The sequence below is a fragment of the Stenotrophomonas sp. CASM110 genome, assembly GCF_049384345.1.
GTDB classification, from domain to species: domain Bacteria; phylum Pseudomonadota; class Gammaproteobacteria; order Xanthomonadales; family Xanthomonadaceae; genus Stenotrophomonas; species Stenotrophomonas muris.
On sequence record NZ_JBMRGI010000004.1, the window covers coordinates 205,069 to 227,022 of the forward strand.

Sequence of the window (21,954 nt, forward strand, 5' to 3'; positions counted from 1 at the left end):
GGTATTGCTCCAGATGAGTTATTCGTTAGCGAGGCGATGCCCCGCAACACAGGCTGTCCGAATAGCTGGCACAGCGGGGCGGCACCAGGCCGCCCCGCCGGGCATCAGACGTCGTGGTTGTCGGTGTACGGGATCAGGGCCAGGAAGCGGGCGCGCTTGACGGCGGTCGCCAGCTGGCGCTGGTACTTCGACTTGGTACCGGTGACGCGGCTCGGCACGATCTTGCCGTTCTCGGTCAGGTACTGGCGCAGGGTGTTGAGATCCTTGTAGTCGATCTCCTTCACACCTTCAGCCGTGAACTTGCAGAACTTGCGGCGACGGAAGAACTTGGACATGGGAAGGCTCCTTAGGCGGCGGAAGCGGCGTCGTCGCCGGCTTCGTTGTCAGCGGTGGTGGTGGACTCGCCTTCTTCGTCGTCACGACGACGGCGCTCACCGCGCTCCGGCTTGTCACCCTTCTCGTCCTTGCTCTTCATGATCAGCGACTGCTCGGTGTCAGCCTCGTCACGCTTGATGACCAGGTTGCGCAGAACGGCGTCGTTGAAGCGGAAGCTTTCGGTCAGTTCGTTCAGAACGGCCTGGTCGGCTTCGATGTTCATCAGCACGTAGTGGGCCTTCACCAGGTTCTGGATCGGGTACGCCAGCTGGCGGCGGCCCCAGTCTTCCAGACGGTGGATGGTGCCGTTGCCGTTCTCGACCAGCGACTTGTAGCGCTCGATCATGGCCGGGACCTGCTCGCTCTGGTCCGGGTGGACCATGAACACGATTTCGTAATGACGACTCATGTTTTTTCTACCTTTCGGATGTGGCCTTGCGGCCGGACAGCCCCCCGCCGTTGAGACCGCGGTGGGGCAAGGATTCCCGCCGGGAAGGCAGGAAGCCGCGCATTATGCGGCAAGCGGCGCCACCGGGCAACCGGGCGCAAACCGGGCAACCTGAACGGGAGCGCCGGCCCATGTCCGGCACGTGCTCATTCCAGATCGACGTGAAGACGATGCTGGCCGCATTCCAGGCATTGGAACAGGCAGCCGACCATCATCCCGTCCCGGCTCAGATGCTCCAGCACCCAGTCGGCGTCGCGCGGATTGACCGCCGCCACGTCCGGCCGGACCTGGTCGAGGATAGGCAGCAGATCGTCGCTGCCGGCGTAGCCGAGGAAGGCGCAGGGCCGTTCGCAATGGCTCAACCAGACCGATTGCTGCCAGGAGGAGTAGCCCGGGGTGCGCTCGCAGACCTCCAGCAGCAGCTCACGGGCGATGGTCGGCGGCGGATCAGCCGGATCCGGGGATACCCCCTCGATATCGCTCCAGCCGGTGAACTCCCCCTCGTAACTGGCCGCAGCCCTGCCATCGGCGATACACCAGGGGCACAGGTAATCCGGGCGCAGGCGGGTGTAGAACGGTCCGCGATAGCGCAGTGCGCGCGCCTGGCCGCAGCAGTCGCAGATCCCCTCGACCTCTTCGAAGGAGAGGTCGTAGGCGTTGGGGTGATAGGTGAAAAGCGGTCGTTCCATCCGTGGGGTCCCTGCCGAGCCCAGCGTGCCGACCAAGGTCGGCGTCCACCAGAGCACGCCTGGTCAGCGCCGGGCCATGCCCGGTGGCCGGCCCTCAGGCCTTGTCGGCGTCGGTGGTGAAGCTCTCACCGCAGCCACACTCGGCGGTGGCGTTCGGGTTGCTGAACGTGAAGGTCTCGCTCAGGCCGTGCTTGCCGAAGTCGATCACGGTGCCGTCCACCAGGGCCAGGCTCTTGGCGTCGACGTAGATCTTCACGCCCTCCTGCTCGAACACCGTGTCGCCCTCGCGCTCTTCGCGGGCCAGGTCGGTCACGTGGCCCCAGCCTGAGCAGCCGGTCTTGGTCACGCCGAAACGCAGGCCCAGCGCGCCGGGGGTCTGGGCGACGAAGCGCTGCACGCGCTCAAAGGCAATGGGGGTCAGGCTGACGGCCATGGGGCTACTCCAGAGGTACGGGGACATTATAAGGAGCCGTTGCCACGAAAAATGCCTCGCAAGCAGAACGCTGCAACCGGTAAACTCCCGTGTTCACAGATCGAGTCGATCAGCAGAGGATTCAAGTCATGACGGTGGTCAGCGTTGAACATGCGCTTGCCGGGAAGATCCCGGAAGGCGGCGAAGTCACGGTACGCGGATGGGTGCGCACGGTGCGCGGTTCAGCGAATCTGGCCTTCGTGAATGTGAGCGACGGCTCCTGCTTCGCCCCGATCCAGGTCGTGGCCGGCGACAGCCTGGCCAACTTCGATGAGATCAAGCGCCTGACCAGCGGCTGCTCGGTCATCGCCACCGGCACGCTGGTGAAGTCGCAGGGCAAGGGCCAGTCGTTCGAGATCCAGGCCAGCACGCTGGACGTGGTCGGCTGGGTCGAAGACCCGCTCACCTACCCGATCCAGCCCAAGCCGATGTCGCCGGAGTTCCTGCGCGAAGTGGCGCACCTGCGTCCGCGCACCAACCTGTTCGGCGCGGTCACCCGCATCCGCAACTGCCTGGCCCAGGCCGTGCACCGCTTCTTCCACGAGAACGGCTTCAACTGGATCAGCACCCCGATCATCACCACCTCCGACGCCGAAGGCGCCGGGCAGATGTTCCGTGTGTCCACTCTGGACATGGTGAACCTGCCGCGTGACGAGAAGGGCGCGATCGATTTCAGCCGCGACTTCTTCGGCAAGGAAACCTTCCTGACCGTGTCCGGCCAGCTGAACGTCGAGGCTTACTGCCTGGCGCTGAGCAAGGTCTACACCTTCGGCCCGACCTTCCGCGCCGAGAACAGCCACACCACCCGCCACCTGGCGGAGTTCTGGATGATCGAGCCGGAAATCGCCTTCGCCGACCTGGCCGAAGACGCGCGCCTGGCCGAAGAGTTCCTGAAGTACCTGTTCCGCGCAGTGCTGAACGAACGCAGCGACGACCTGGCCTTCATTGCCGAGCGCGTGGACAAGAACGCGATCACCAAGCTGGAAGACTTCATCAACGCACCGTTCGAGCGCATCGACTACACCGACGCGGTCAGCCTGCTGCAGAAGTCCGGCAGGAAGTTCGACTTCCCGGTCGAATGGGGCCTGGACCTGCAGACCGAGCACGAGCGCTGGCTGACCGAGGAACACGTCGGCCGCCCGGTGGTGGTGACCAACTATCCGGAGCACATCAAGGCCTTCTACATGCGCCTGAACGACGACGGCAAGACCGTTGCCGCGATGGACGTGCTGGCCCCGGGCATCGGCGAGATCATCGGCGGCAGCCAGCGCGAAGAGCGCCTGGACGTGCTGGACGCGCGCATGGCCCAGTTCGGCCTGGATCGCGAGCACTACAGCTGGTACCGCGATTTCCGCCGCTATGGTTCGGTGCCGCACGCCGGCTTCGGCCTGGGCTTCGAACGCCTGGTGGTGTACGTCTGCGGGCTGTCCAACATCCGCGATGCGATCCCGTACCCGCGCGCGCCGGGCAGCGCGGACTTCTAAGCCCCACACGACCACGGAGGTACCGCCCCCATGACCCTGTTCTTCGCCCTCTGTTTCGTCGGCGTTGCAGTGGCCGGGTTCAGTGCCTTCGTGATCTTCTGGCCGCTGACCCTGGTGCACGTGCGCGACCGCCATCCGGCGCTCGCCGCGCGCTTCGGCAGCGGCGCCTTCCTCAAGCCCGATGCCCTGGCCTGGCTGCTGCGACGCGACTATCGGCAGCAACCGGACCGCTCGCTGTCCGGGCTGGCGACACCGGCCTGGGTATCGCTGCTGACCCTGCTGGCCGGACTGGGCATGGCCGCCCTGCTCTGGCTGGCCTCGCTCTGGTAATACGCTCATGAATGACATCACCGCCTCGCGCGACAGCTGGTGGCTGGCCAGCCTCGGCAACACCCTCATCTGGGCGCGCCTGCGCGTTCGCCCGGCCGGCACTGCCGAAGTGCTCGACAGCGATGGCAACACGCTGAGCTACGACAGCGAAGACACCGCCCGTTCGCAGTTGTTCGACGCCGAGTTCGTCGAGTACGACGGCCTGGACGAGGAGGACGCACTGGTGCGCGGCTTCAGCCTGCACGAAGTGCAGCCGCCGCAGGCCGACAGCGACGAGGGCCTGCGTGGCCGCATGATCCAGTCACTCGGCGGGCGCGCCTGACCCCTGCATGTTCACCCCGCGCGCCTTCGCCGAGACCGACCTGCACTGGCTGGACCGCCTGCTGGCGCGCGACCCGTTCGTTACCGTGCTCACCCCCGGCAGCGATGGCCTGCCGGAGCTGACCCGGATGCCGGTGCTGTACCGGCGTGACGGCGACCAGATCGAACTGCGCGGCCACTGGGCCCGCGCCAACCCGCAGTCGCGCCACAGCGGCGCGGCCAAGGTGCTGGTCGATGGACCGCACGGTTACGTCTCCGCCAGCTGGTATCCGGAAAAGGAGCCCGCCGCGCGGGTACCGACCTGGAACTACGCTGCTGCCGAGCTGCGTGGCCAGCTGCAGACCTTCGACGATGCCGGCGCGCTGGCGGAGCTGGTCGGCGCGATCAGCGACCGCTTCGAAGCCAGCGTCGGCCAGGCCTGGCAGTTCGATGCCACGCGTGCCGAACATGGCCCGGAGCTGCGCGCCATCGTCGGCTTCCGTTTCCAGGTCGAACATGTGCAGATGAAGCTCAAGCTGAGCCAGAACCATCCCGACGCCAACCAGCGTGCGGTGATCGCGGCACTGGAACAGCTGGGCACCCCCTCTTCCACCGAGTTGGCGCAGTGGATGCGCTGGCACCGCGAACAGGCCGCCCGCAGCGACTGAACGCCGCAGATTCCCGCGACGACGCAGCCGGACGGCTGCGGCGCGCCCCCACCCGACGCCAGGGACCCGAACATGAAAGACATCCACAAGCTGCTGCAGAACAACCGCGACTGGGCCGACCGGATCGAGAAGGAAGACCCCGAGTTCTTCCACCAGCTGGCCAAGCAGCAGCACCCGGAATACCTGTGGATCGGCTGCTCCGATTCGCGCGTGCCGGCCAACCAGATCATCGGCATGGCCCCGGGCGAAGTGTTCGTGCACCGCAACGTCGCCAACGTGGTCGCGCACACCGACCTGAACTGCCTGAGCGTGGTGCAGTACGCGGTGGACCAGCTGAAGGTGAAGCACATCCTGATCGTTGGCCACTACGGCTGCGGCGGTGTGCATGCCTGCCTGCACAACACCCGCGTCGGCCTGGCCGACAACTGGCTGCGCCACGTCGGTGACGTGATGCAGAAGCACACCGGCATCCTCGATGCGATCGAGACCGATGAGCTCAAGCACGCGCGCCTGTGCGAACTGAACGTGATCGAGCAGGTGGCCAACCTGTGCCGCTCGACCATCGTGCAGGATGCGTGGGCCCGCGGCCAGAAGCTGATGGTGCATGGCTGGGTCTACAGCCTGAAGGACGGACGCGTGCGCGAGATGGGCATCGACGTCGGTTCGCAGGAAGAGCTGCAGCCTGCATATGAAAAGGCCCTGTCCTACATCCCGCGCAAGGGCAAGCGCGACTGATCCCTTACGGATGACCATCATGCTCGCTTCGCCGATCAACCTGCACGCCTGGATCGAAGAGAACCGCCACCTGCTGAAGCCGCCGGTGGGCAACAAGATGATCGACAACGGCGATTTCATCGTGATGGTGGTCGGCGGGCCGAATTCGCGCACCGACTATCACTACGACGAAGGCCCCGAGTGGTTCTACCAGCTCGAAGGCGAGATGGTGCTGAAGGTGCAGGAAGACGGCGCGGTGCGCGACATCCCGATCCGCGCCGGCGAGATCTTCCTGCTGCCGGCAAAGGTTCCACACTCGCCGCGGCGCCCGCCCGGTGGCATCGGCCTGGTGGTCGAGCGCAAGCGCCTGCCGCACGAGATGGACGGCGTGATCTGGCACTGCGAGCGCTGCAACCACAAGCTGCACGAAGAGTTCTTCCCGCTGCAGAACATCGAGACCGACCTGCCCAAGGTGTTTGCGCGCTACCACGCCAGCCTGGAGCTGCGTACCTGCAGCCAGTGCGGGCACGTGGATCCGCTGCCGGTGCCGGCGGTGGGCTGAACGGTCGCCGGGCATGGCCCTTGTAGAGCCGAGCCCATGCTCGGCTGCCGGGCCGCGAAGCCGAGCATGGGCTCGGCTCTACAGTTCAACCGGCGCGCAGGCGTTCAGGGCGTCGGTCCCACCATCCCAAGCGCTACACTGGCGGTCCCGTTGCAGCCTGTTGCCCGACCATGTCCGACCTGCTCAGCCGCACCCACGCCATCGCCTTGGACGCCGCCGATCCGCTGCGCCCGCTGCGCAGTGAATTCCTGATTCCGCGCCATGAGGGCGGCGAGCAGACCTACTTCGTGGGCAACTCGCTGGGCCTGCAGCCGCGCGGCGCGCAGGCAGCGGTGCAGGAAGTGATGAAGCAGTGGGGCGAACTGGCGGTGGAAGGCCACTTCACCGGCCCGACGCAATGGCTGTCCTACCACCGCCTGGTGAGCGCGCAGCTGGCCCGCGTGGTTGGCGCGCTGCCCAGCGAAGTGGTGGCGATGAACACGCTGAGCGTAAACCTGCATCTGATGATGGTCAGCTTCTACCGGCCGACCACGCAGCGCCCGGTGATCCTGATGGAAGCCGGCGCGTTCCCGACCGATCGCCACGCGGTGGAAGCCCAGATCCGCTTCCATGGCTTCGACCCGGCCGAGTGCCTGGTGGAAGTGCAGCCGGACGAAGCCAACGGCACGATTTCACTGAACGCCATCGAGCGCGCCATGACCGAACACGGCCCGCGCCTGGCGCTGGTGCTGTGGCCTGGCGTGCAGTACCGCACCGGCCAGGCCTTCGACCTCGATGCGATCACCCGCGCCGCCCGCCTGCAGGGCGCACGCATCGGCTTCGACCTGGCGCACTCGGTCGGCAACCTGCCGCTGCGCCTGCATGACGTGGCCCCCGATTTCGCCGTGTGGTGCCATTACAAGTACCTCAACAGCGGCCCGGGCGCAGTGGCTGGCGCCTTCGTGCACGAGCGCCACCACCGCGACACCACCCTGCCACGCTTTGCTGGCTGGTGGGGCCATGAGGAAGCCACCCGCTTCCAGATGGCGCCGCAGTTCACTCCGGCCATCGGCGCCGAGGGTTGGCAGCTGAGCAATCCACCGATCCTCGGCCTGGCACCGCTGCGTGCCTCGCTGGACCTGTTCGAGCGCGCCGGCATGGAGGCGCTGCGCAGCAAATCGCTGGCGTTGACCGGGATGCTCGAGGCACTGGTGCGCGCGCGCCTGCCGCAGGTGCTGGACATCATCACCCCGGCCGATCCGCAGCGCCGCGGCTGCCAGTTGTCGCTGCGCGTGATCGGTGGCCGCGAGCGTGGCCGCGCACTGTTCGAGCACCTGCGCGGCATCGGTGTGCTCGGCGACTGGCGCGAACCCGACGTGATCCGCATCTCGCCCACCCCGCTCTACAACCGCTACCTGGACGTGCACCACTTCGTCGAGGAAGTGGAAGCCTGGGCCGGCCTTTGAGCCGGTCCCTCCCCTGCTGCTGGACAGTTCGTTGATCGCACATGCTTCCCGCTCGTTGAGCATTATCGGTGCCGGCCTGGCCGGGTCCCTGCTGGCCATCCTGCTGTCGCGGCAAGGCTGGCGCATCACCCTGTACGAACGCCGCGGTGATCCGCGCGTGGCTGATTACGAGAGTGGCCGCTCGATCAACCTGGCATTGGCCGAGCGTGGGCGCAATGCGCTGCGCCAGGCGGGTGTGGAGGACGAAGTGATGGCACGCGCGGTGATGATGCGCGGCCGCATGGTGCACCCCCGCGACGGCGAACCGCAGCTGCAGCGCTATGGCCGTGATGACAGCGAAGTGATCTGGTCGATCCACCGCAGCGATCTGAACACCACGTTGCTGGAACTGGCCGAGCAGGCCGGCGCCACCGTGCACTTCCATCGGCGCCTGCACACCGTTGATTTCGACGCCGGTTACGCGCGTTTCATCGATGACCGCGACGACAGCCCGCACGACATCCGCTTCGACACCCTGATCGGTGCCGACGGCGCCGGTTCGGCCCTGCGCGCAGCGATGAACCGCCGTGCCCCGCTGGGCGAGGACATCGCCTTCCTCGACCACTCCTACAAGGAGCTGGAGATCCCACCGGCCGCCGACGGCAGCTTCCGAATCGAGCGCAATGCGCTGCACATCTGGCCACGTGGCCATTACATGTGCATCGCCCTGCCCAACCACGAAGGCACCTTCACCGTCACCCTGTTCCTTCCCAACCAGGGCGATCCCAGCTTCGCCACGGTCAACACCGGCGCGCAGGCCGAGGCGCTGTTCGCGCGGGAGTTCGCCGACACCCTGCCGCTGATCCCGAACCTGCGCGCGGACTGGGAACAGCACCCGCCGGGGCTGCTCGGCACGCTCACCTTGGAGCGCTGGCACCAGCACGGTCGCGCCGTACTGATCGGCGATGCCGCGCATGCGATGGTGCCATTCCACGGCCAGGGCATGAACTGCGCGTTCGAGGACTGCGTTGCGCTGGCCCGGCACCTGATGGAAGCGGATGATCTGGAAGGCGCGTTCGCCGCGTTCGAAGCCGAGCGCAAGCCGAATGCACGTGCCATCCAGCAGATGGCGCTGGAGAACTACCTGGAGATGCGCGACCGTGTCGCCGATCCTGCGTTCCTGCTGCAGCGCGAACTGGAGCAGGAACTGCAGCTGCGCTGGCCGACCCGCTTCGTGCCGCACTACACGATGGTCACCTTCCTGCACACACCGTACGCCGAGGCGCTGCGCCGCACCGAACTGCAACGCGACATGCTGGTGGCCGCCACCACCGGTCACGATTCACTGGACAACATCGACTGGGCCGCGCTGGAAGCGCAGATCCACGCGCAGCTGCCGGTCCTGGAGGGCGCGCACTGATGGCCGACAGCTTCCTGTTCTACGACCTGGAAACCTTCGGCCAGGACCCGCGGCGCACGCGCATCTCGCAGTACGCCGCGATCCGTACCGATGCCGACCTCAACGAGATCGATACGCCGGTCAGCTTCTTCGTGCGCCCGGCCGATGACCTGCTGCCCTCGCCGATGGCCACCCTGGTTACCGGCATCACCCCGCAGCAGGCCCTGGCCGAGGGCATCAGCGAGGCCGAGGCCTTCGACCGCATCAACGAACAGCTGTCGCGCCCCGGCACCTGCGCGCTGGGCTATAACACGCTGCGCTTTGACGATGAATTCGTCCGCTACGGGCTGTTCCGCAATTTCCACGAGCCGTACGAGCGCGAGTGGCGCAACGGCAATTCGCGCTGGGACCTGCTGGACATGCTGCGCCTGATGCGCGCGATGCGCCCGGACGGCATCAAGTGGCCGCTGCGCGAGGACGGCGCCACCTCGTTCAAGCTCGAGCACCTGGCCGAGGCCAACAACGTGCGCGAGGGCGATGCGCACGAAGCGCTGTCCGACGTACGTGCCACCATCGGCATGGCACGCCTGTTCAAGCAGTCGCAGCCGCGCCTGTGGGAGTACGCGCTGAAGCTGCGTGACAAGCGCTTCGTCGGCGGCCTGCTGGACGTGGCCGCGATGAAGCCGGTACTGCACATTTCCATGCGCTACCCGGCCAGTCGCCTGTGCGCGGCGCCAGTACTCCCGCTGGCCGTGCACCCCACCATCAACAACCGGGTGATCGTGTTCGACCTGGAAGGCGAGATCGACGACCTGCTGGAACTGCCGGCCGAGGTGATCGCACAGCGCCTTTACCTGCGCGCCAGCGAGCTGCCCGAAGGCGTGGCGCGGGTGCCGCTGAAGGAAGTGCATCTGAACAAGGTGCCAGCGCTGATCGCCTGGAACCACCTGCGCGCCGATGACCACGCGCGCCTCGGCCTGGACGTGGCCGCGATCGAGGCCAAGGTGGAACGGCTGCGCGCGTTCGCCCCGCAGCTGGCCGAGAAGGCGCGCCAGGTCTACAACCAGCCCCGCGTCGCCACCGTGGCCGACGTCGATGCCTCGCTGTACGACGGTTTCCTCGGCAACGGCGACAAACCGCTGCTTGCGCTGGCACGCACCACCGCGCCCGAGCAGCTGGCCGCGCTGGAAGGCCGTTTCCGCGACCCGCGCCTGCCGGAGCTGCTGTTCCGCTACCGCGCGCGCAACCACCCCGACAGCCTCGCGCCGGCGGAACGCCAGCGCTGGCAGGATTACCGCCGCCAGCGCCTGCTCGGCGACGGCGGGCTGGGCGAACTCAACCTGCCCCAGTACCGGCAGCAGCTCGATGCACTGGCCGCCGAAGCGCCCGACGATGCGCGGCGCCAGGCCCTGCTGCAATCGCTGCGCGACTGGGGCCAGCACCTGCAGGAGACACTGTGAGCACCTACTTCTCGGACGCCAGTTTCAGGTTCCTGCGCAGCCTGGCGCGGCACAACGACAAGGCCTGGTTCAACGACCACCGCCAGCAGTATGAAGACCACGTACGGCAGCCGTTCCTGCGCCTGCTGGGCGACCTGCAACCGGCCCTGGCCGAGGTCAGCGAACACTTCCGTGCCGATACGCGCGGCGTCGGCGGCTCGCTGTTCCGCATCCACCGCGACGCGCGCTTCTCCAACGACAAGTCACCGTACAAGACCTGGCAGGGCGCACGCCTGTTCCATGAGCGCCGCCGTGAAGTAGCCGCACCTTCGTTCTACGTGCACCTGCAGCCGGGCGAGAGCTTCGTCGGTGCCGGCCTGTGGCATCCGGAACCGGAAACCCAGCGCCGCGTGCGCCACTTCATCCTCGACAACCCGGGCAGCTGGAAGGCCGCCGCGCACGCACCGGGCCTGCGCAAGCGCTTCGATTTCGAGGAGAGCGAAAAGCTGGTGCGTCCGCCGCGTGGCTTCCCCGCCGACTTCGAGTTCATCGACGACCTCAAGCACCGCAACTGGGTGATGTGGCGCTCGCTGGACGACGCCACCATGACCGGTCCGCGCCTGCTGTCCACGCTGGGCAAGGATCTGGCCGCGCTCGGCCCGTTCGTCGACTACCTGTGCGCGGCGCTGGACCTGGAATTCTGATGCCATTGGCACAGCAACGCCGCACGCTGGGCCGCACCGGCCTGGCGGTTTCGCCGGTGGGCCTGGGCTGTTCCGGCTTCTGGGGGCATCGCCGATTCCCGGAACAATCGGCCGCGAACGTGGTCGAGCATGCACTGGCACAGGGCGTGAACCTGTTGGACACCGGCCACAACTACTCCGGTTTCCACGCCGAGCCGCGGCTGGGCCGCATCCTGCGCCCGTTGCTGAAACAATACCCGCGCGACGCGCTGGTGATTTCCAGCAAGGGGGGCACGCTGACCGGCCAGGCCGGCGTCAGCGGCGCCGAGCAACGCAATTTCTCGCCGGCAGCCATCACCGCCAGCTGCGAGGCTTCGCTGCGCAATCTCGGCCTGGATCACCTGGACATCTACCAGTTGCATGGCGCCAGCGAGCACGACATCAACGACGACCTGCTGGCCGCGCTGCAGCGCCTGCGCGAACGCGGGTTGATCCGGCACACCGGCATCAACACCCACTCGGCCTCGACCCTGCGCTGGATGATCGCCCATCCCGACGCCTTCGATGTGGTGCTGCTGGACTACAACGCCCTGCAGCAGGACCGCGAACCGCTGATCGACCAGTTGCAGGCGGTGGGCATCGGCGTGCTGGCCGGGACCGTGCTGGCGCAGGGCCACCTGCTGCCCGCCCGCCCGCGCCTGCCACGGCTGGCCGATGGCTGGTACTTGGCGCGCGCCTGGCTGAAGCCCAGCAGCCGCCAGCTGATGCGCAGTGCCCGCCAGATGCGCCGGGCAGTGGCCGCGATCCGCAGCCAACGCCCGGCCCAGACCGCCTTCGCCTATGCGCTGGGCCATCCCGGCGTGGCCAGCGGCATCCTTGGCACCACCCGCACCCGCAGCCTCGACGAGGTGCTGGCGACGCGGCTGGAAGCGCTGACCCCGGCCGAACGGCAACAGCTGGTCGATGCCTTCGGTGACGGCCGTGGCTCGCCCAGTCATTGAGTCTTCACCCGGCACTGCCGCCATTGCGGCAGTCTGGTCGGCATGAAGAAACTCACCGCACTCATTGTGCTGCTGGTCCTGGCCGTCGCCGCCTGGTGGTTCGGCGGCCCCTACATGACCGTCAATGGCCTGTCCAAGGCCATCGAGCAGCGCGACACCGCCCGACTGGAGCGTTACGTCGACTTCCCGCGCGTGCGCAGCAGCCTGCGTGCGCAGCTCAACGACTACCTGGTGCGCCAGGCCGGCCCCGACGTGGCATCCAGCCCGTTCGGCGCCCTGCTCTATGGGCTGGGCGACCAGCTTGGCGGTGCCGCAGTGGAGACCATGGTGACCCCGACCGGGATCGGCGCGATGCTGCAGGGCCACGTGCTGTGGAAGCGTGGCCGCAATGAACTGCAGGGCGGCGATGCCTTCGGTGCGACCGAACCGGCGCGGCCGCTGAAGCATGCCGAGCATCATTTCGAGGCACTGGACCGATTCGTGATCGACGTCGATCGCGGCCCCGGCCAGCCACCGTTGAAGGTGGTGCTGGAGCCGCAGGGCCTGCGCTGGAAGGTGGTGGACCTGCAGCTGGGAATGTCGGGCAGCCCTTGATCGGACCCGTGGCCTGACGGCAGCGCCAACCAAGGTTGGCAACTACCGGGGCATGTGGCTCTGGTAGATGCCCACATTGGTGGGCATGGGTCCTAGGCAGTGCCAACCAACGGTTGGCACCTACCGGTCGAGTCCGCCCTACCCCTCGTTGGCGACGCCGTGCGGCACGTGGCCGGCGGCCACATGCTCGCGGGCGCTGTCGATGTTGTGCTGCGAATCGTCGAAGAAGATGTCGGCACCGAAGGCCTGCAGGAACGGGCCCTTGTGACGGCCGCCCAGGAACAGTGCCTCGTCCAGGCGCACGCCCCACTCGCGCAGGGTGCGGATCACCCGCTCATGCGCCGGTGCCGAACGCGCGGTCACGAGCGCGGTACGGATCGGCGCGCTCTCGCCGGCCGGGAACACTTCCTGCAGCGTATGCAGGGCCGACAGGAAGCCACGGAAGGGACCGCCGCTGAGCGGCTCGCGGGCGCGCTCGCGCTCGTGGCGGCCAAACGCTTCCACGCCCTGCTCGCGCGAGATGCGCTCGCTCTCGTCACCGAAGATCACCGCGTCACCATCGAAGGCGATGCGCAGCTGGCCGGCCGGGCGACCAGTATCGATCTGGTCGGCGGCTGCCGCAGCGGTCTCGCCCGGCGGCTTGGGCAGGATGGTTGCCGCCGCGATGCCATGACGCAGCGCGCTGCGCACCGATTCGGGGTTGGCCGACAGGAACAGGTCGGTACCGAACGGCTTCACGTACGGCCAGGTCGGCTCGCCGGCGGTGAAGGTCGCGCGGATGATGCCCAGCCCATAGTGCTGGATCGAATTGAAGATGCGCAGGCCGGTATCGGCCGAGTTGCGCGACAGCAGGATCACCTCGACCCGCGGGTTCTCCGGGCTGGCGCCCTGGTTCAGCGCCAGCAGCTTGCGCACCACCGGGAAGGCCACGCCGGGGCCGAGGATATCGTCCTCGTGCTGGCGCTGGAATTCGGCGTAGGCCGCCACGCCATCACTTTCGAACAGCGCATGGCTTTCCTCGAGGTCGAACAGCGCGCGCGAGGTCACCGCGACGGTCAGCAAGCGGGGGGAGTTGTCGCCCATCGGTGGGGGTCCTTCAAGCGGTCGGCGGGGCCGGCCGCCCATTGTCCTCAAAAAACGAACTGTTCGCTCAGGATCCTGTCTTCCAGGTTGTGCTCCGGGTCGAACAGCAGGGTCACGCGGCGGTCCTTCGACTCGCGGATGGTCACCTCGACCACGTCGCGGGTCTCGTGCGAATCCGCCGTGACGCTGACCGGGCGCTTGTACGGATCGAGCACGCGGAAGCGCACCTCGGTATCGGCCTTGAGGATCGCCCCGCGCCAGCGACGCGGCCGGTACGGGGCCAACGGCGTCAGCGCGATGGTGTGCGAGCCCAGCGGCAATACCGGGCCATGCGCGGAATAGTTGTAGGCGGTGCTGCCCGCCGGGGTGGCCACCAGCACGCCGTCACCGATCAGCTCGGCCACGCGTTCCTGGCCGTTGAGGTCGATGCCGATATGCGCGGCCTGCCGGGTCTGGCGCAGCAGCGAGACATCGTTGTAGGCCAGCGAACCGGTACTGGTGCCCGACTCGGTCAGCGCCACCATTTCCAGCGGGCGCAGGTTGGCCGGTTCGGCACGCGCAATGCGGGCCTGCACGTCGTCGTCGCCGCGGTACTGGTTCATCAGGAAGCCGACGGTGCCCAGCTTCATGCCGAACACCGGCTTGCCCAGGTGCCCATGCCGATGCAGGGTCTGCAGCATGAAGCCGTCGCCCCCCAGCGGACACAGCACGTCGGCCTGCTCCGGCGCGTGATCGCCATAACGCGAGACCATCGCGGCGCGGGCCATCTGTGCAGGTTCGGTGGCGCTGGCCAGGAAAGCGATGCGGGGGGTGTCGCTCATCGGTGGATCCGGGTGGGTGTGCCAGCAAGAGCATACCCGGTAGTGCCGGCCGCTGGCCGGCAACCGCATGGATCACAATCGGGTGCAGCTGCACCCGATTGTGATCCATGCGGTTGCCGGCCAGCGGCCGGCACTACCCGGCAATGCAGAACGGCCCCGCTTTCGCGGGGCCGTTCCTCCAACTGCTGCAGATCAGGAGCCCCCCTGAGTCAGGGGGGCGCGCCAACGGCGCGGGGGTCTGGGAGCATGGTTGGCATGGGGCCCACGGTTTGCAGAGCAAACCGTGGGGCGTCAGCGCGAATGCGCTTACGCACCATGCGCGGCCAGCTGACCCAGGCGCTGCACCGCGACCGAAACGGTCGGGTAGTCCAGGGTCTTCTGCTCGGCCAGTTCGGCCAGCATCGCCAGGGTGAAGCGCAGGCTGCTGTCGTCGCGACCCATCCAGGCCGCCACCTTTGCTTCGGCACTGCTGCCCTTGGTACCCAGCACCTGGCCCGCCAGATTGCGGTGGTTGGCGGCCAGCTCGTCACGCAGCACGCCACGTGCCACCGCGTGCCAACGGCCATTGACCTCCAGCGCATCGACCTGCTCGAACAGCCACGGCAGCTGCAGGGCATCGCCCAGGCGGAAGTGGACCTTGGACACGTCCACCGGCTTCAGCTTGCGGGTACGGGCCAGTTCGATGATGTCGAACGCCGGCTCCAGGAAGTGCAGTTCGGCCAGCTGCTGCGCCAGCGCGGACGGCAGGCCCTTTTCCTTCCACTCGGCCACCAGGGCTTCGTAGGTCGGACGCTGCGAATCCGGCAGCACACCCGAGGCAACGCGGATGTCGTTGAACGGGCCCTGGTAGCGGTTGACCGCTTCGGTGATGCCGGGCATCGCGCCGGGGCGCGACAGCAGCCAGCGCACGAACGAGCGCTGCAGCTTCCAGATCACTTCCAGGGCGTCGATCTGCACCGACTCCGGCACCTTGCCGTCGAGGGCATCGATCTGCGCCCACAGCGCGCGTGCATCCAGCGTTTCACGGCTGATGGTGTAGGCCTTGGCGACCTCGGCGATGGAACGGCCGGTGTCTTCCTGCATGCGCATCAGGAAGGTGGCGCCCATGCGGTTGATGGTCTGGTTGGTCACGGCCGTGGCGATGATTTCGCGCTTCAGGCGGTGACGCTCCATTGCGTCGGCATACTTCTTCTGCAGCGGGGTCGGGAAGTAGCGCTGCAGTTCCTTGGACAGGTACGGATCTTCCGGGATGTCCGAATCCAGCAGCTGGGCGAATGCCACCAGCTTGGAGTAGGACAGCAGCACCGACAGTTCCGGACGGGTCAGGCCCTGGCCGCGCGCCTTGCGCTGCGACAGCTCGGCATCGGACGGCAGGAACTCGATCTGGCGATCAAGCAGGCCCTGCTGTTCCAGGGTACGGATGAAGTGCTGCTTGGAACCCAGGCGCTTGACCGCCATCCGCTCCATCAGGCTCAGCGCCTGGTTCTGGCGGTAGTTGTCGTTGAGCACCAGCTCGGCGACTTCATCGGTCATCGAGGCCAGCAGCTTGTTGCGCTGCTCGACGGTCAGCTTCTTGGCCCGCACCACATCGTTGAGCAGGATCTTGATGTTGACTTCATGGTCGGAGGTGTCGACACCGGCCGAGTTGTCGATGAAGTCGGTGTTGAGCAGCACGCCGGCCTGCGCGGCTTCGATGCGGCCCAGCTGGGTCATGCCCAGGTTGCCGCCCTCGCCCACGACCTTGCAGCGCAGCTCGCCACCATTCACGCGCAGCGCGTTGTTGGCACGGTCGCCGACATCGCTGTGCTGCTCGCTGGCGGCCTTGACGTAGGTACCGATGCCGCCGTTCCACAGCAGGTCGACCGGTGCCTTCAGGATCGCGCTCATCAGCTCGTTCGGCGACAGCGCCTTGACGTTCTCGTCCAGGCCCAGCGCTTCACGCACCTGCGGGGTGATCTCGATCGACTTCAGGCTGCGCGGGTACACGCCGCCGCCCTTGCTGATCAGCTTGGCATCGTAGTCCGCCCAGCTCGAACGCGGCACGGTGAACAGGCGCTCACGTTCGACGAACGTGGTGGCCGCATCCGGGTTCGGGTCCAGGAAGATGTGGCGGTGATCGAACGCAGCCACCAGGCGGATGTGGCGCGACAGCAGCATGCCGTTGCCGAACACGTCGCCGGACATGTCGCCGACGCCGACCGCGGTGAAGTCCTGGCTCTGGCTGTCACGGCCCAGCGCACGGAAGTGGCGCTTAACCGACTCCCACGCACCGCGTGCGGTGATGCCCATGCCCTTGTGGTCGTAACCGACCGAACCACCGGAGGCGAACGCATCGCCCATCCAGAAGCCGTGCGCGATGGCCAGGCCGTTGGCGATGTCGGAGAAGGTCGCAGTGCCCTTGTCGGCGGCCACCACCAGGTACGGATCGTCCATGTCGTGGCGCACGACATCCACCGGCGGCACAATCTTGTTGTTGACGATGTTGTCGGTGATATCCAGCAGGCCCTGGATGAACAGCTTGTAGCAGGCCACGCCGTTGGCGAAGATCGCATCACGGTCGCCGTTCACCGGCGGGGTCTTGGCGAAGAAGCCGCCCTTCGCGCCGACCGGCACGATGACGGTGTTCTTGACCATCTGTGCCTTGACCAGGCCCAGCACTTCGGTACGGAAGTCTTCGCGACGGTCCGACCAGCGCAGGCCACCACGGGCGACCGCGCCGAAGCGCAGGTGGGTACCTTCCACGCGCGGGCCGTAGACGAAGATCTCGCGGTACGGGCGCGGCTTCGGCAGGTCCGGCACCAGCGCCGAATCGAACTTGAAGCTGATGACATGGCCGTGCTGGCCGTTGGCATCGGTCTGGTAGTAGCTGGTACGCAGGGTCGCGTCGATCACGCCCATGAACGAGCGCAGGATGCGGTCCTCGTCCAGGCTGGACACGCGGTCCATCAGCTTCAGCAGCGCATCGCGCGCGGCCTGCATCTGCGCGTCGCGGTCACCCTTGCGGGCGTCGACCACGGTCTTGAGCACCTTCAAGGTGGCATCGTCACCGGCAGCCAGCACGTCGAAGTGGGCCTTCAGCTGGGCCTGGCCGGCGGCGATGTCGTCCTTGCTCTCGTGGCCGGTGGCCGGATCGAAGCGGGCTTCGAACAGCTCGACCAGCAGGCGGGCCAGCAGCGGGTAGCGCGCGAAGGTGCCTTCCACGTAGGCTTGGGAGAACGGCACGCCGGTCTGCAGCAGGTACTTGCAGTAGCCGCGCAGCATGGCGACCTGGCGCCAGTGCAGGCCGGCAGCCAGCACCAGGCGGTTGAAGCCGTCGTTCTCGGCATCGCCGTGCCAGACGCGGGCGAAGGTCTCGCCGAAGGCTTCATCGACACTGGCGGCATCGATCGCGCCGGCGGTCGACTCGACCTCGAAGTCCTGCACGTACACCGGGGCGTTGTCGACCGACAGGCGGTATGGACGCTCGGCGATCACGCGCAGGCCCATGTTTTCCATCATCGGCAGCGCGTCCGACAGCGGAATGTCGTCCAGCTGGCGATACAGCTTCAGGCGCAGGCCATCACCGCTTTCGCGCGGCACGGCCTGCAGGCTCAGGCGCAGGTCGTCCGGGCCGGTCAGGGCGTCGAGCTGGCTGACATCGTTGGCGGCAACCGCGGTGCTGTTGTCTTCGATGTAGCCGGCCGGCAGCGCCTTGCCGATACGGGCGGCGATGCGCAGTCCTTCGGTCTCGCCGTGGCGGGCCACCAGCGCTTCGCGCAGGTCGTCCTGCCAGTTGCGCAGCACCTGGGCCAGCTTCTGCTCCAGTTCGGCGGTATCGACGTCGAGCATCTCACCCGGCTTCGGGCGCACGATCAGGTGCACCTGGGCCAGCGGCGATTCGCCCAGCACCACCGAGCTGTCGACGTACTCGCCGTGCAGCGCGTCCTTCAGCATCGCTTCGATGCGCAGGCGCACGTCGGTGTTGAAGCGCTCACGCGGCAGGTAGACCAGCGCGGAGATGAAACGGCTGTACTTGTCGCGGCGCAGGAACAGGCGGCTGCGCACGCGCTCCTGCAGGCCCAGCACGCCCATCGCGGTGCGGAACAGTTCGTCCTCGCTGGACTGGAACAGTTCTTCGCGCGGCAGGGTTTCCAGGATGTGGCGCAGGGCCTTGCCACTGTGGCTGGCCGGGGCCAGGCCCGACTGCTTCATCACGTGCTCGTGGCGCTGGCGCACCAGCGGGATTTCCCACGGACGGCGGTTGTAGGCGCTGGAGGTGAACAGGCCGAGGAAGCGCTGCTCGCCGATGATCTTGCCCTTGGCGTCGAATTCCAGCACGCCGATGTAATCCATGTAGCCAGCGCGATGCACGCGCGAACGGGCATTGGTCTTGGTCAGGATCAGCGCATCCTTCAGACCGGACGTGGTGTTCAGGCCCTGCGCGGCCAGGGTCTTGACCGGACGGGCGGCGGACTTGTCCTTGCCGCGCATCAGGCCCAGGCCGGTGTCGTTCAGCGGCGCCAGCACCTCTTCCTTGCCCTGCTTCTCGACGCGGTATTCGCGGTAGCCGAAGAAGGTGAAGTGGTTGTCGGCGGCCCAGCGCAGGAACTCCTGTGCTTCCTTGCGCGATGCGTCGTCGACCGGCAGCTGGCGGCTGCCGAGGTCGTCGGCCAGCGCCAGCGCCTTGTCCTTCATCGGCTGCCAGTCGCGCACGATCGCACGCACTTCGTCCAGCGCCTTGTTGATGGCCTGTTCGATGGCAGCCATGGCGTCGGCCGGCTGGCGGTCGATCTCCAGCAGCATCACCGACTCGGCATCGCCCTCGCCGACCTTGACCAGCTTGCCGGCCTTGTCGCGGGTGAAGCGCAGCACCGGGTGGCCCAGCACGTGGACACCCACGCCCTGCTCGGCCAGCGACATGGTGACGGTATCGACCAGGAACGGCATGTCGTCGTTGACGATCTGCAGCACGGTGTGCGGCGATTCCCAACCGTTGGCCTTCGCAGTCGGATTGAACACGCGGACGTTGGCCTTGCCGGCCTTGCGGGCACGGGCGAATTCCAGCGTCTCAGCCGCGAGCGCGGCCCACTCTTCAGCGCTGTGGTGCGGGAACTCGTCCGATTCCATGCGCTTGTAGAAGTCAGTGGCGAAGGCCACCGCTTCGGCCTGTGCGGCCGCGGGGTAGCGCTTGCGCAAGGCCGTGTACACCGGCTCCAGGGAGAAACCAGCGGTCACTGCGACCTCCGACTCTGCTGGTTTCGTCTTGTTTTTCACGGTCTTGGCTGCGGTTTTTTGCGGTTTCATGGCAGAGCGATGCGCTTGCTCAGTTGGGAAAATGAAATTGTAGCCCTACCGCACGAAAAGGCCTTGCTGCAGGACGGAATAAGCAGATTCGGGTTTGCTGCGGTTTAGACGCCTATTCAGTTCGCTCCGGTATGGAGCTGGCGCCTGCTTCAGCAGTGCCGACAGGATCGGCAAAGCGTGTTACCGAAAGACACACGCGGCGACGCCGATTCGATTCCACAATCCTGAACTGGACGGTATAGTCCACCGCGTGAACCCGGCCTACCTCCCCGTTGCCCTCGACGCGCGCGATGAGCGCGTGTTCGATGCTGTGCGCAGACTGCTGGCCGAGCAGGGCATGCAGATGAGCATGGACGCGGTGGCCCAGCATGCCGGCTGCTCCAAGCAGACCCTGTACTCGCGCTACGGCAGCAAGCAGGAACTGCTGCGCCGGGTGATGCAGCGCCACGTCGGCCACGCCACCGGGGCCATGCTGCGTGCACTCCGCAGTGACGACCTGCGTGCCAGCCTTCTCCAGTTCGCCACCGACTTCCTGGAGCATTTCAACCAACCGCACGTAGGACAGGCCTGCCGGCTGATTGCAGCCGAGGCAGCCCAGTTTCCCGAAGAGGCGCGTACGCTGTACCGGCACGGTGCCGGCGCGCTGACGCTTCATCTTGCTGAATGGATTGAAACCGTTTGCATGCAAGGCCAGCTCCGGCATGACGACCCGCACTTCATGGCCGAACTGCTGCTGAGCATGATCGCCGGTCAGGATTTCGACAAACAGCGCTTCCATACCCCCCATCGTGATGACGCGCTCCTGCGTCGGCGCTGGGCAGAGTTCTCCGTCGACAGCTTCCTGCGCGCGTTCGCGCCACAGCCGTCGCCGGCCCCGTCTACAAACCAACCCCGGAGTTCCTCCTGATGACCGCCCCACTCCGCACCCTTGCCTTGACGTGCGCCGTTGCTGTCGCGCTGGCTGCCTGCAAGAAGCCGGAACAGCAGACGCCCCCGCCGCCGGAGGTGGGCGTGATCGACGCCAAGCCGCAGACCCTGCCGCTGCAGCGCGAACTGGTCGGCCGCCTGTCGCCGTTCCGCAGCGCCGACGTCCGCGCACGCGTACCCGGCGTGCTGCTCAAGCGCGTTTACCAGGAAGGTTCGCAGGTCAAGCAGGGCCAGACCCTGTTCCTGATCGACCCGGCGCCGTTGCGTGCCTCGCTCAACGCCTCCGAGGCCCAGCTGGCTTCGGCCCGCGCCACCTACGCCAATGCCAAGGTCGCCGCCGATCGCGCGCGCTCGCTGGCGCCGCAGCAGTTCGTCTCCAAGTCCGACCTGGACAACGCCGAATCGGCCGAGCGCACCGCCCTGGCCGCCGTCAAGCAGGCCGAAGCGGCAGTGACTTCTTCGCGGATCAACCTGGGCTACGCCGAAGTGACCGCGCCGATCAGTGGCGTGGCCAACAAGCAGCAGGTCACCGAGGGCGCGCTGGTCGGCCAGGGCGATGTGACCCTGCTGACCACCGTTGACCAGCTCGACCCGCTGTATGTGAACTTCTCGCTGAGCGTGGATGAGCTGACCCAGCTGCGCGCGCAGCAGGCCAAGGGCTCGCTGGCGCTGTCCGGCGACGGCAAGGCCACGGTCAACGTCAAGCTGGCCGACGGCAGCACCTATGGTGAGCCGGGCACGCTGGACTTCTCCTCGACCACGGTCGACCCGGCCACCGGTGCGGTGTCGCTGCGTGCGCTGCTGCCGAACCCCCAGCAGATCCTGCTGCCGGGCGCCTTCGTCAGCTTCCAGGCCAACCTGGGCGAGCGCAACAATGCCTACCTGGTGCCGCAGCAGGCGCTGCTGCGTGACACCACCGGCGGCTACGTGATGGTGGTCGGTGCCGACGGCAAGGTGGTGCGCAAGAACGTGAAGACCGATGGCGCGCAGAACGGCAACTGGCTGGTCAGCGACGGTCTGGCCGCCGGTGACAAGGTGATCGTGGCCGGCGTGCAGAAGGTCAAGGAAGGTGCACCGGCGGTGGCCAAGCCGTGGACCCCGGGGCAGGACGCCAACGGCAAGCCTGCCGCAGGCGGCGCCGCTCCGGCGGGCGCAGCACCGGCGGCAGGCAAGGCACCGGCCGACGCGGCCAAGCCGGAACAGGCCGATGCGGCCAAGCCGGCCACCACCGATTCGAACAAGCAGTAACGGGAACCTT

General features: G+C 67.1%; 21 protein-coding genes. 14 read left to right on the forward strand and 7 right to left on the reverse strand.

Features of this window, described 5'->3' with window-relative positions:
- Positions 1 to 104: 104 nt before the first annotated feature.
- The 4 genes from rpsR to VG561_RS04905 all read right to left on the reverse strand — a co-directional run bounded on the left by rpsR (position 105) and on the right by VG561_RS04905 (position 1,945).
- Positions 105 to 335, reverse strand: a complete 231-nt coding sequence (gene rpsR / locus VG561_RS04890) for a 30S ribosomal protein S18 (protein ID WP_002804494.1) — start codon at positions 333 to 335, stop codon at positions 105 to 107.
- An 11-nt stretch (positions 336 to 346) separates the two neighbouring features.
- Entirely contained in the window at positions 347 to 784 is a 438-nt protein-coding gene (gene rpsF, locus VG561_RS04895; protein WP_006452997.1) for a 30S ribosomal protein S6, read from the reverse strand.
- 185 nt (positions 785 to 969) lie between these two features.
- Entirely contained in the window at positions 970 to 1,512 is a 543-nt protein-coding gene (locus VG561_RS04900; protein WP_049442463.1) for a CbrC family protein, read from the reverse strand.
- Positions 1,513 to 1,606: 94 nt separating this feature from the next.
- On the reverse strand, positions 1,607 to 1,945 hold the full coding sequence (locus VG561_RS04905) for a HesB/IscA family protein (RefSeq protein WP_046431542.1): 339 nt from the start codon (positions 1,943 to 1,945) through the stop codon (positions 1,607 to 1,609).
- 128 nt (positions 1,946 to 2,073) lie between these two features.
- Between VG561_RS04905 and asnS the strand changes: the two genes are divergently transcribed.
- The 12 genes from asnS (at position 2,074) to VG561_RS04965 (ending at position 12,582) form a co-directional block, all read left to right on the forward strand.
- A complete protein-coding gene (asnS, locus tag VG561_RS04910) occupies positions 2,074 to 3,468 on the forward strand; it encodes an asparagine--tRNA ligase (RefSeq protein WP_111207034.1) in 1,395 nt (464 codons plus the stop codon).
- A 30-nt stretch (positions 3,469 to 3,498) separates the two neighbouring features.
- Positions 3,499 to 3,798 carry a hypothetical protein gene (locus tag VG561_RS04915; RefSeq protein ID WP_005410232.1) on the forward strand — a complete coding sequence of 100 codons (300 nt, stop codon included), beginning with the start codon at positions 3,499 to 3,501 and terminating at the stop codon, positions 3,796 to 3,798.
- A gap of 7 nt (positions 3,799 to 3,805) precedes the next feature.
- On the forward strand, positions 3,806 to 4,120 hold the full coding sequence (locus tag VG561_RS04920; RefSeq protein ID WP_006453002.1) for a hypothetical protein: 315 nt from the start codon (positions 3,806 to 3,808) through the stop codon (positions 4,118 to 4,120).
- A gap of 7 nt (positions 4,121 to 4,127) precedes the next feature.
- Positions 4,128 to 4,766 carry an FMN-binding negative transcriptional regulator gene (locus VG561_RS04925; RefSeq protein ID WP_142234959.1) on the forward strand — a complete coding sequence of 213 codons (639 nt, stop codon included), beginning with the start codon at positions 4,128 to 4,130 and terminating at the stop codon, positions 4,764 to 4,766.
- Positions 4,767 to 4,838: 72 nt separating this feature from the next.
- Complete coding sequence (gene can / locus VG561_RS04930) at positions 4,839 to 5,501, forward strand: carbonate dehydratase (protein ID WP_010480460.1); 663 nt, start codon at positions 4,839 to 4,841, stop codon at positions 5,499 to 5,501.
- A 19-nt stretch (positions 5,502 to 5,520) separates the two neighbouring features.
- The gene (locus VG561_RS04935) at positions 5,521 to 6,042 is read left to right on the forward strand and encodes a 3-hydroxyanthranilate 3,4-dioxygenase (RefSeq protein ID WP_041864228.1); all 522 of its coding nucleotides are present in this window, start codon (positions 5,521 to 5,523) and stop codon (positions 6,040 to 6,042) included.
- A 170-nt stretch (positions 6,043 to 6,212) separates the two neighbouring features.
- Entirely contained in the window at positions 6,213 to 7,487 is a 1,275-nt protein-coding gene (kynU, locus tag VG561_RS04940; protein WP_014647667.1) for a kynureninase, read from the forward strand.
- A gap of 31 nt (positions 7,488 to 7,518) precedes the next feature.
- Positions 7,519 to 8,886 (forward strand): FAD-dependent oxidoreductase, encoded by a 1,368-nt coding sequence (locus tag VG561_RS04945; protein WP_423179421.1) that lies wholly within the window; start codon positions 7,519 to 7,521, stop codon positions 8,884 to 8,886.
- Positions 8,886 to 10,325: an exodeoxyribonuclease I gene (gene sbcB / locus VG561_RS04950; protein WP_142234960.1), complete on the forward strand. Its 1,440-nt coding sequence runs from the start codon at positions 8,886 to 8,888 to the stop codon at positions 10,323 to 10,325. Before VG561_RS04945 ends, sbcB begins: the two co-directional genes overlap by 1 nt.
- Positions 10,322 to 11,008, forward strand: coding sequence for a DUF2461 domain-containing protein (locus VG561_RS04955; RefSeq protein ID WP_032962055.1), 687 nt, complete (start codon positions 10,322 to 10,324; stop codon positions 11,006 to 11,008). Before sbcB ends, VG561_RS04955 begins: the two co-directional genes overlap by 4 nt.
- Positions 11,008 to 11,988: an aldo/keto reductase gene (locus tag VG561_RS04960; RefSeq protein WP_049408572.1), complete on the forward strand. Its 981-nt coding sequence runs from the start codon at positions 11,008 to 11,010 to the stop codon at positions 11,986 to 11,988. The genes VG561_RS04955 and VG561_RS04960 overlap by 1 nt, the downstream gene beginning before the upstream one ends.
- A gap of 42 nt (positions 11,989 to 12,030) precedes the next feature.
- Positions 12,031 to 12,582, forward strand: a complete 552-nt coding sequence (locus VG561_RS04965) for a DUF2939 domain-containing protein (protein WP_014647672.1) — start codon at positions 12,031 to 12,033, stop codon at positions 12,580 to 12,582.
- Between the two features lie 138 nt (positions 12,583 to 12,720).
- Here the strand turns inward: VG561_RS04965 and VG561_RS04970 are convergent, their stop codons facing one another.
- From VG561_RS04970 to VG561_RS04980, 3 genes are all read right to left on the reverse strand, one after another.
- Complete coding sequence (locus tag VG561_RS04970; protein WP_005410242.1) at positions 12,721 to 13,665, reverse strand: 5'-nucleotidase; 945 nt, start codon at positions 13,663 to 13,665, stop codon at positions 12,721 to 12,723.
- Between the two features lie 47 nt (positions 13,666 to 13,712).
- The gene (locus tag VG561_RS04975) at positions 13,713 to 14,486 is read right to left on the reverse strand and encodes an NAD kinase (RefSeq protein WP_032962058.1); all 774 of its coding nucleotides are present in this window, start codon (positions 14,484 to 14,486) and stop codon (positions 13,713 to 13,715) included.
- A 306-nt stretch (positions 14,487 to 14,792) separates the two neighbouring features.
- Entirely contained in the window at positions 14,793 to 19,769 is a 4,977-nt protein-coding gene (locus VG561_RS04980) for an NAD-glutamate dehydrogenase (protein ID WP_046431556.1), read from the reverse strand.
- A 250-nt stretch (positions 19,770 to 20,019) separates the two neighbouring features.
- Here VG561_RS04980 and VG561_RS04985 point away from each other — a divergent pair, with 250 nt between their 5' ends.
- Together VG561_RS04985 and VG561_RS04990 are read left to right on the forward strand one after the other, a co-directional pair.
- Positions 20,020 to 20,676, forward strand: coding sequence for a TetR/AcrR family transcriptional regulator (locus tag VG561_RS04985; RefSeq protein ID WP_111207029.1), 657 nt, complete (start codon positions 20,020 to 20,022; stop codon positions 20,674 to 20,676).
- Positions 20,676 to 21,944, forward strand: coding sequence for an efflux RND transporter periplasmic adaptor subunit (locus tag VG561_RS04990; RefSeq protein ID WP_014647677.1), 1,269 nt, complete (start codon positions 20,676 to 20,678; stop codon positions 21,942 to 21,944). The genes VG561_RS04985 and VG561_RS04990 overlap by 1 nt, the downstream gene beginning before the upstream one ends.
- The last annotated feature ends 10 nt before the right edge of the window (positions 21,945 to 21,954 follow it).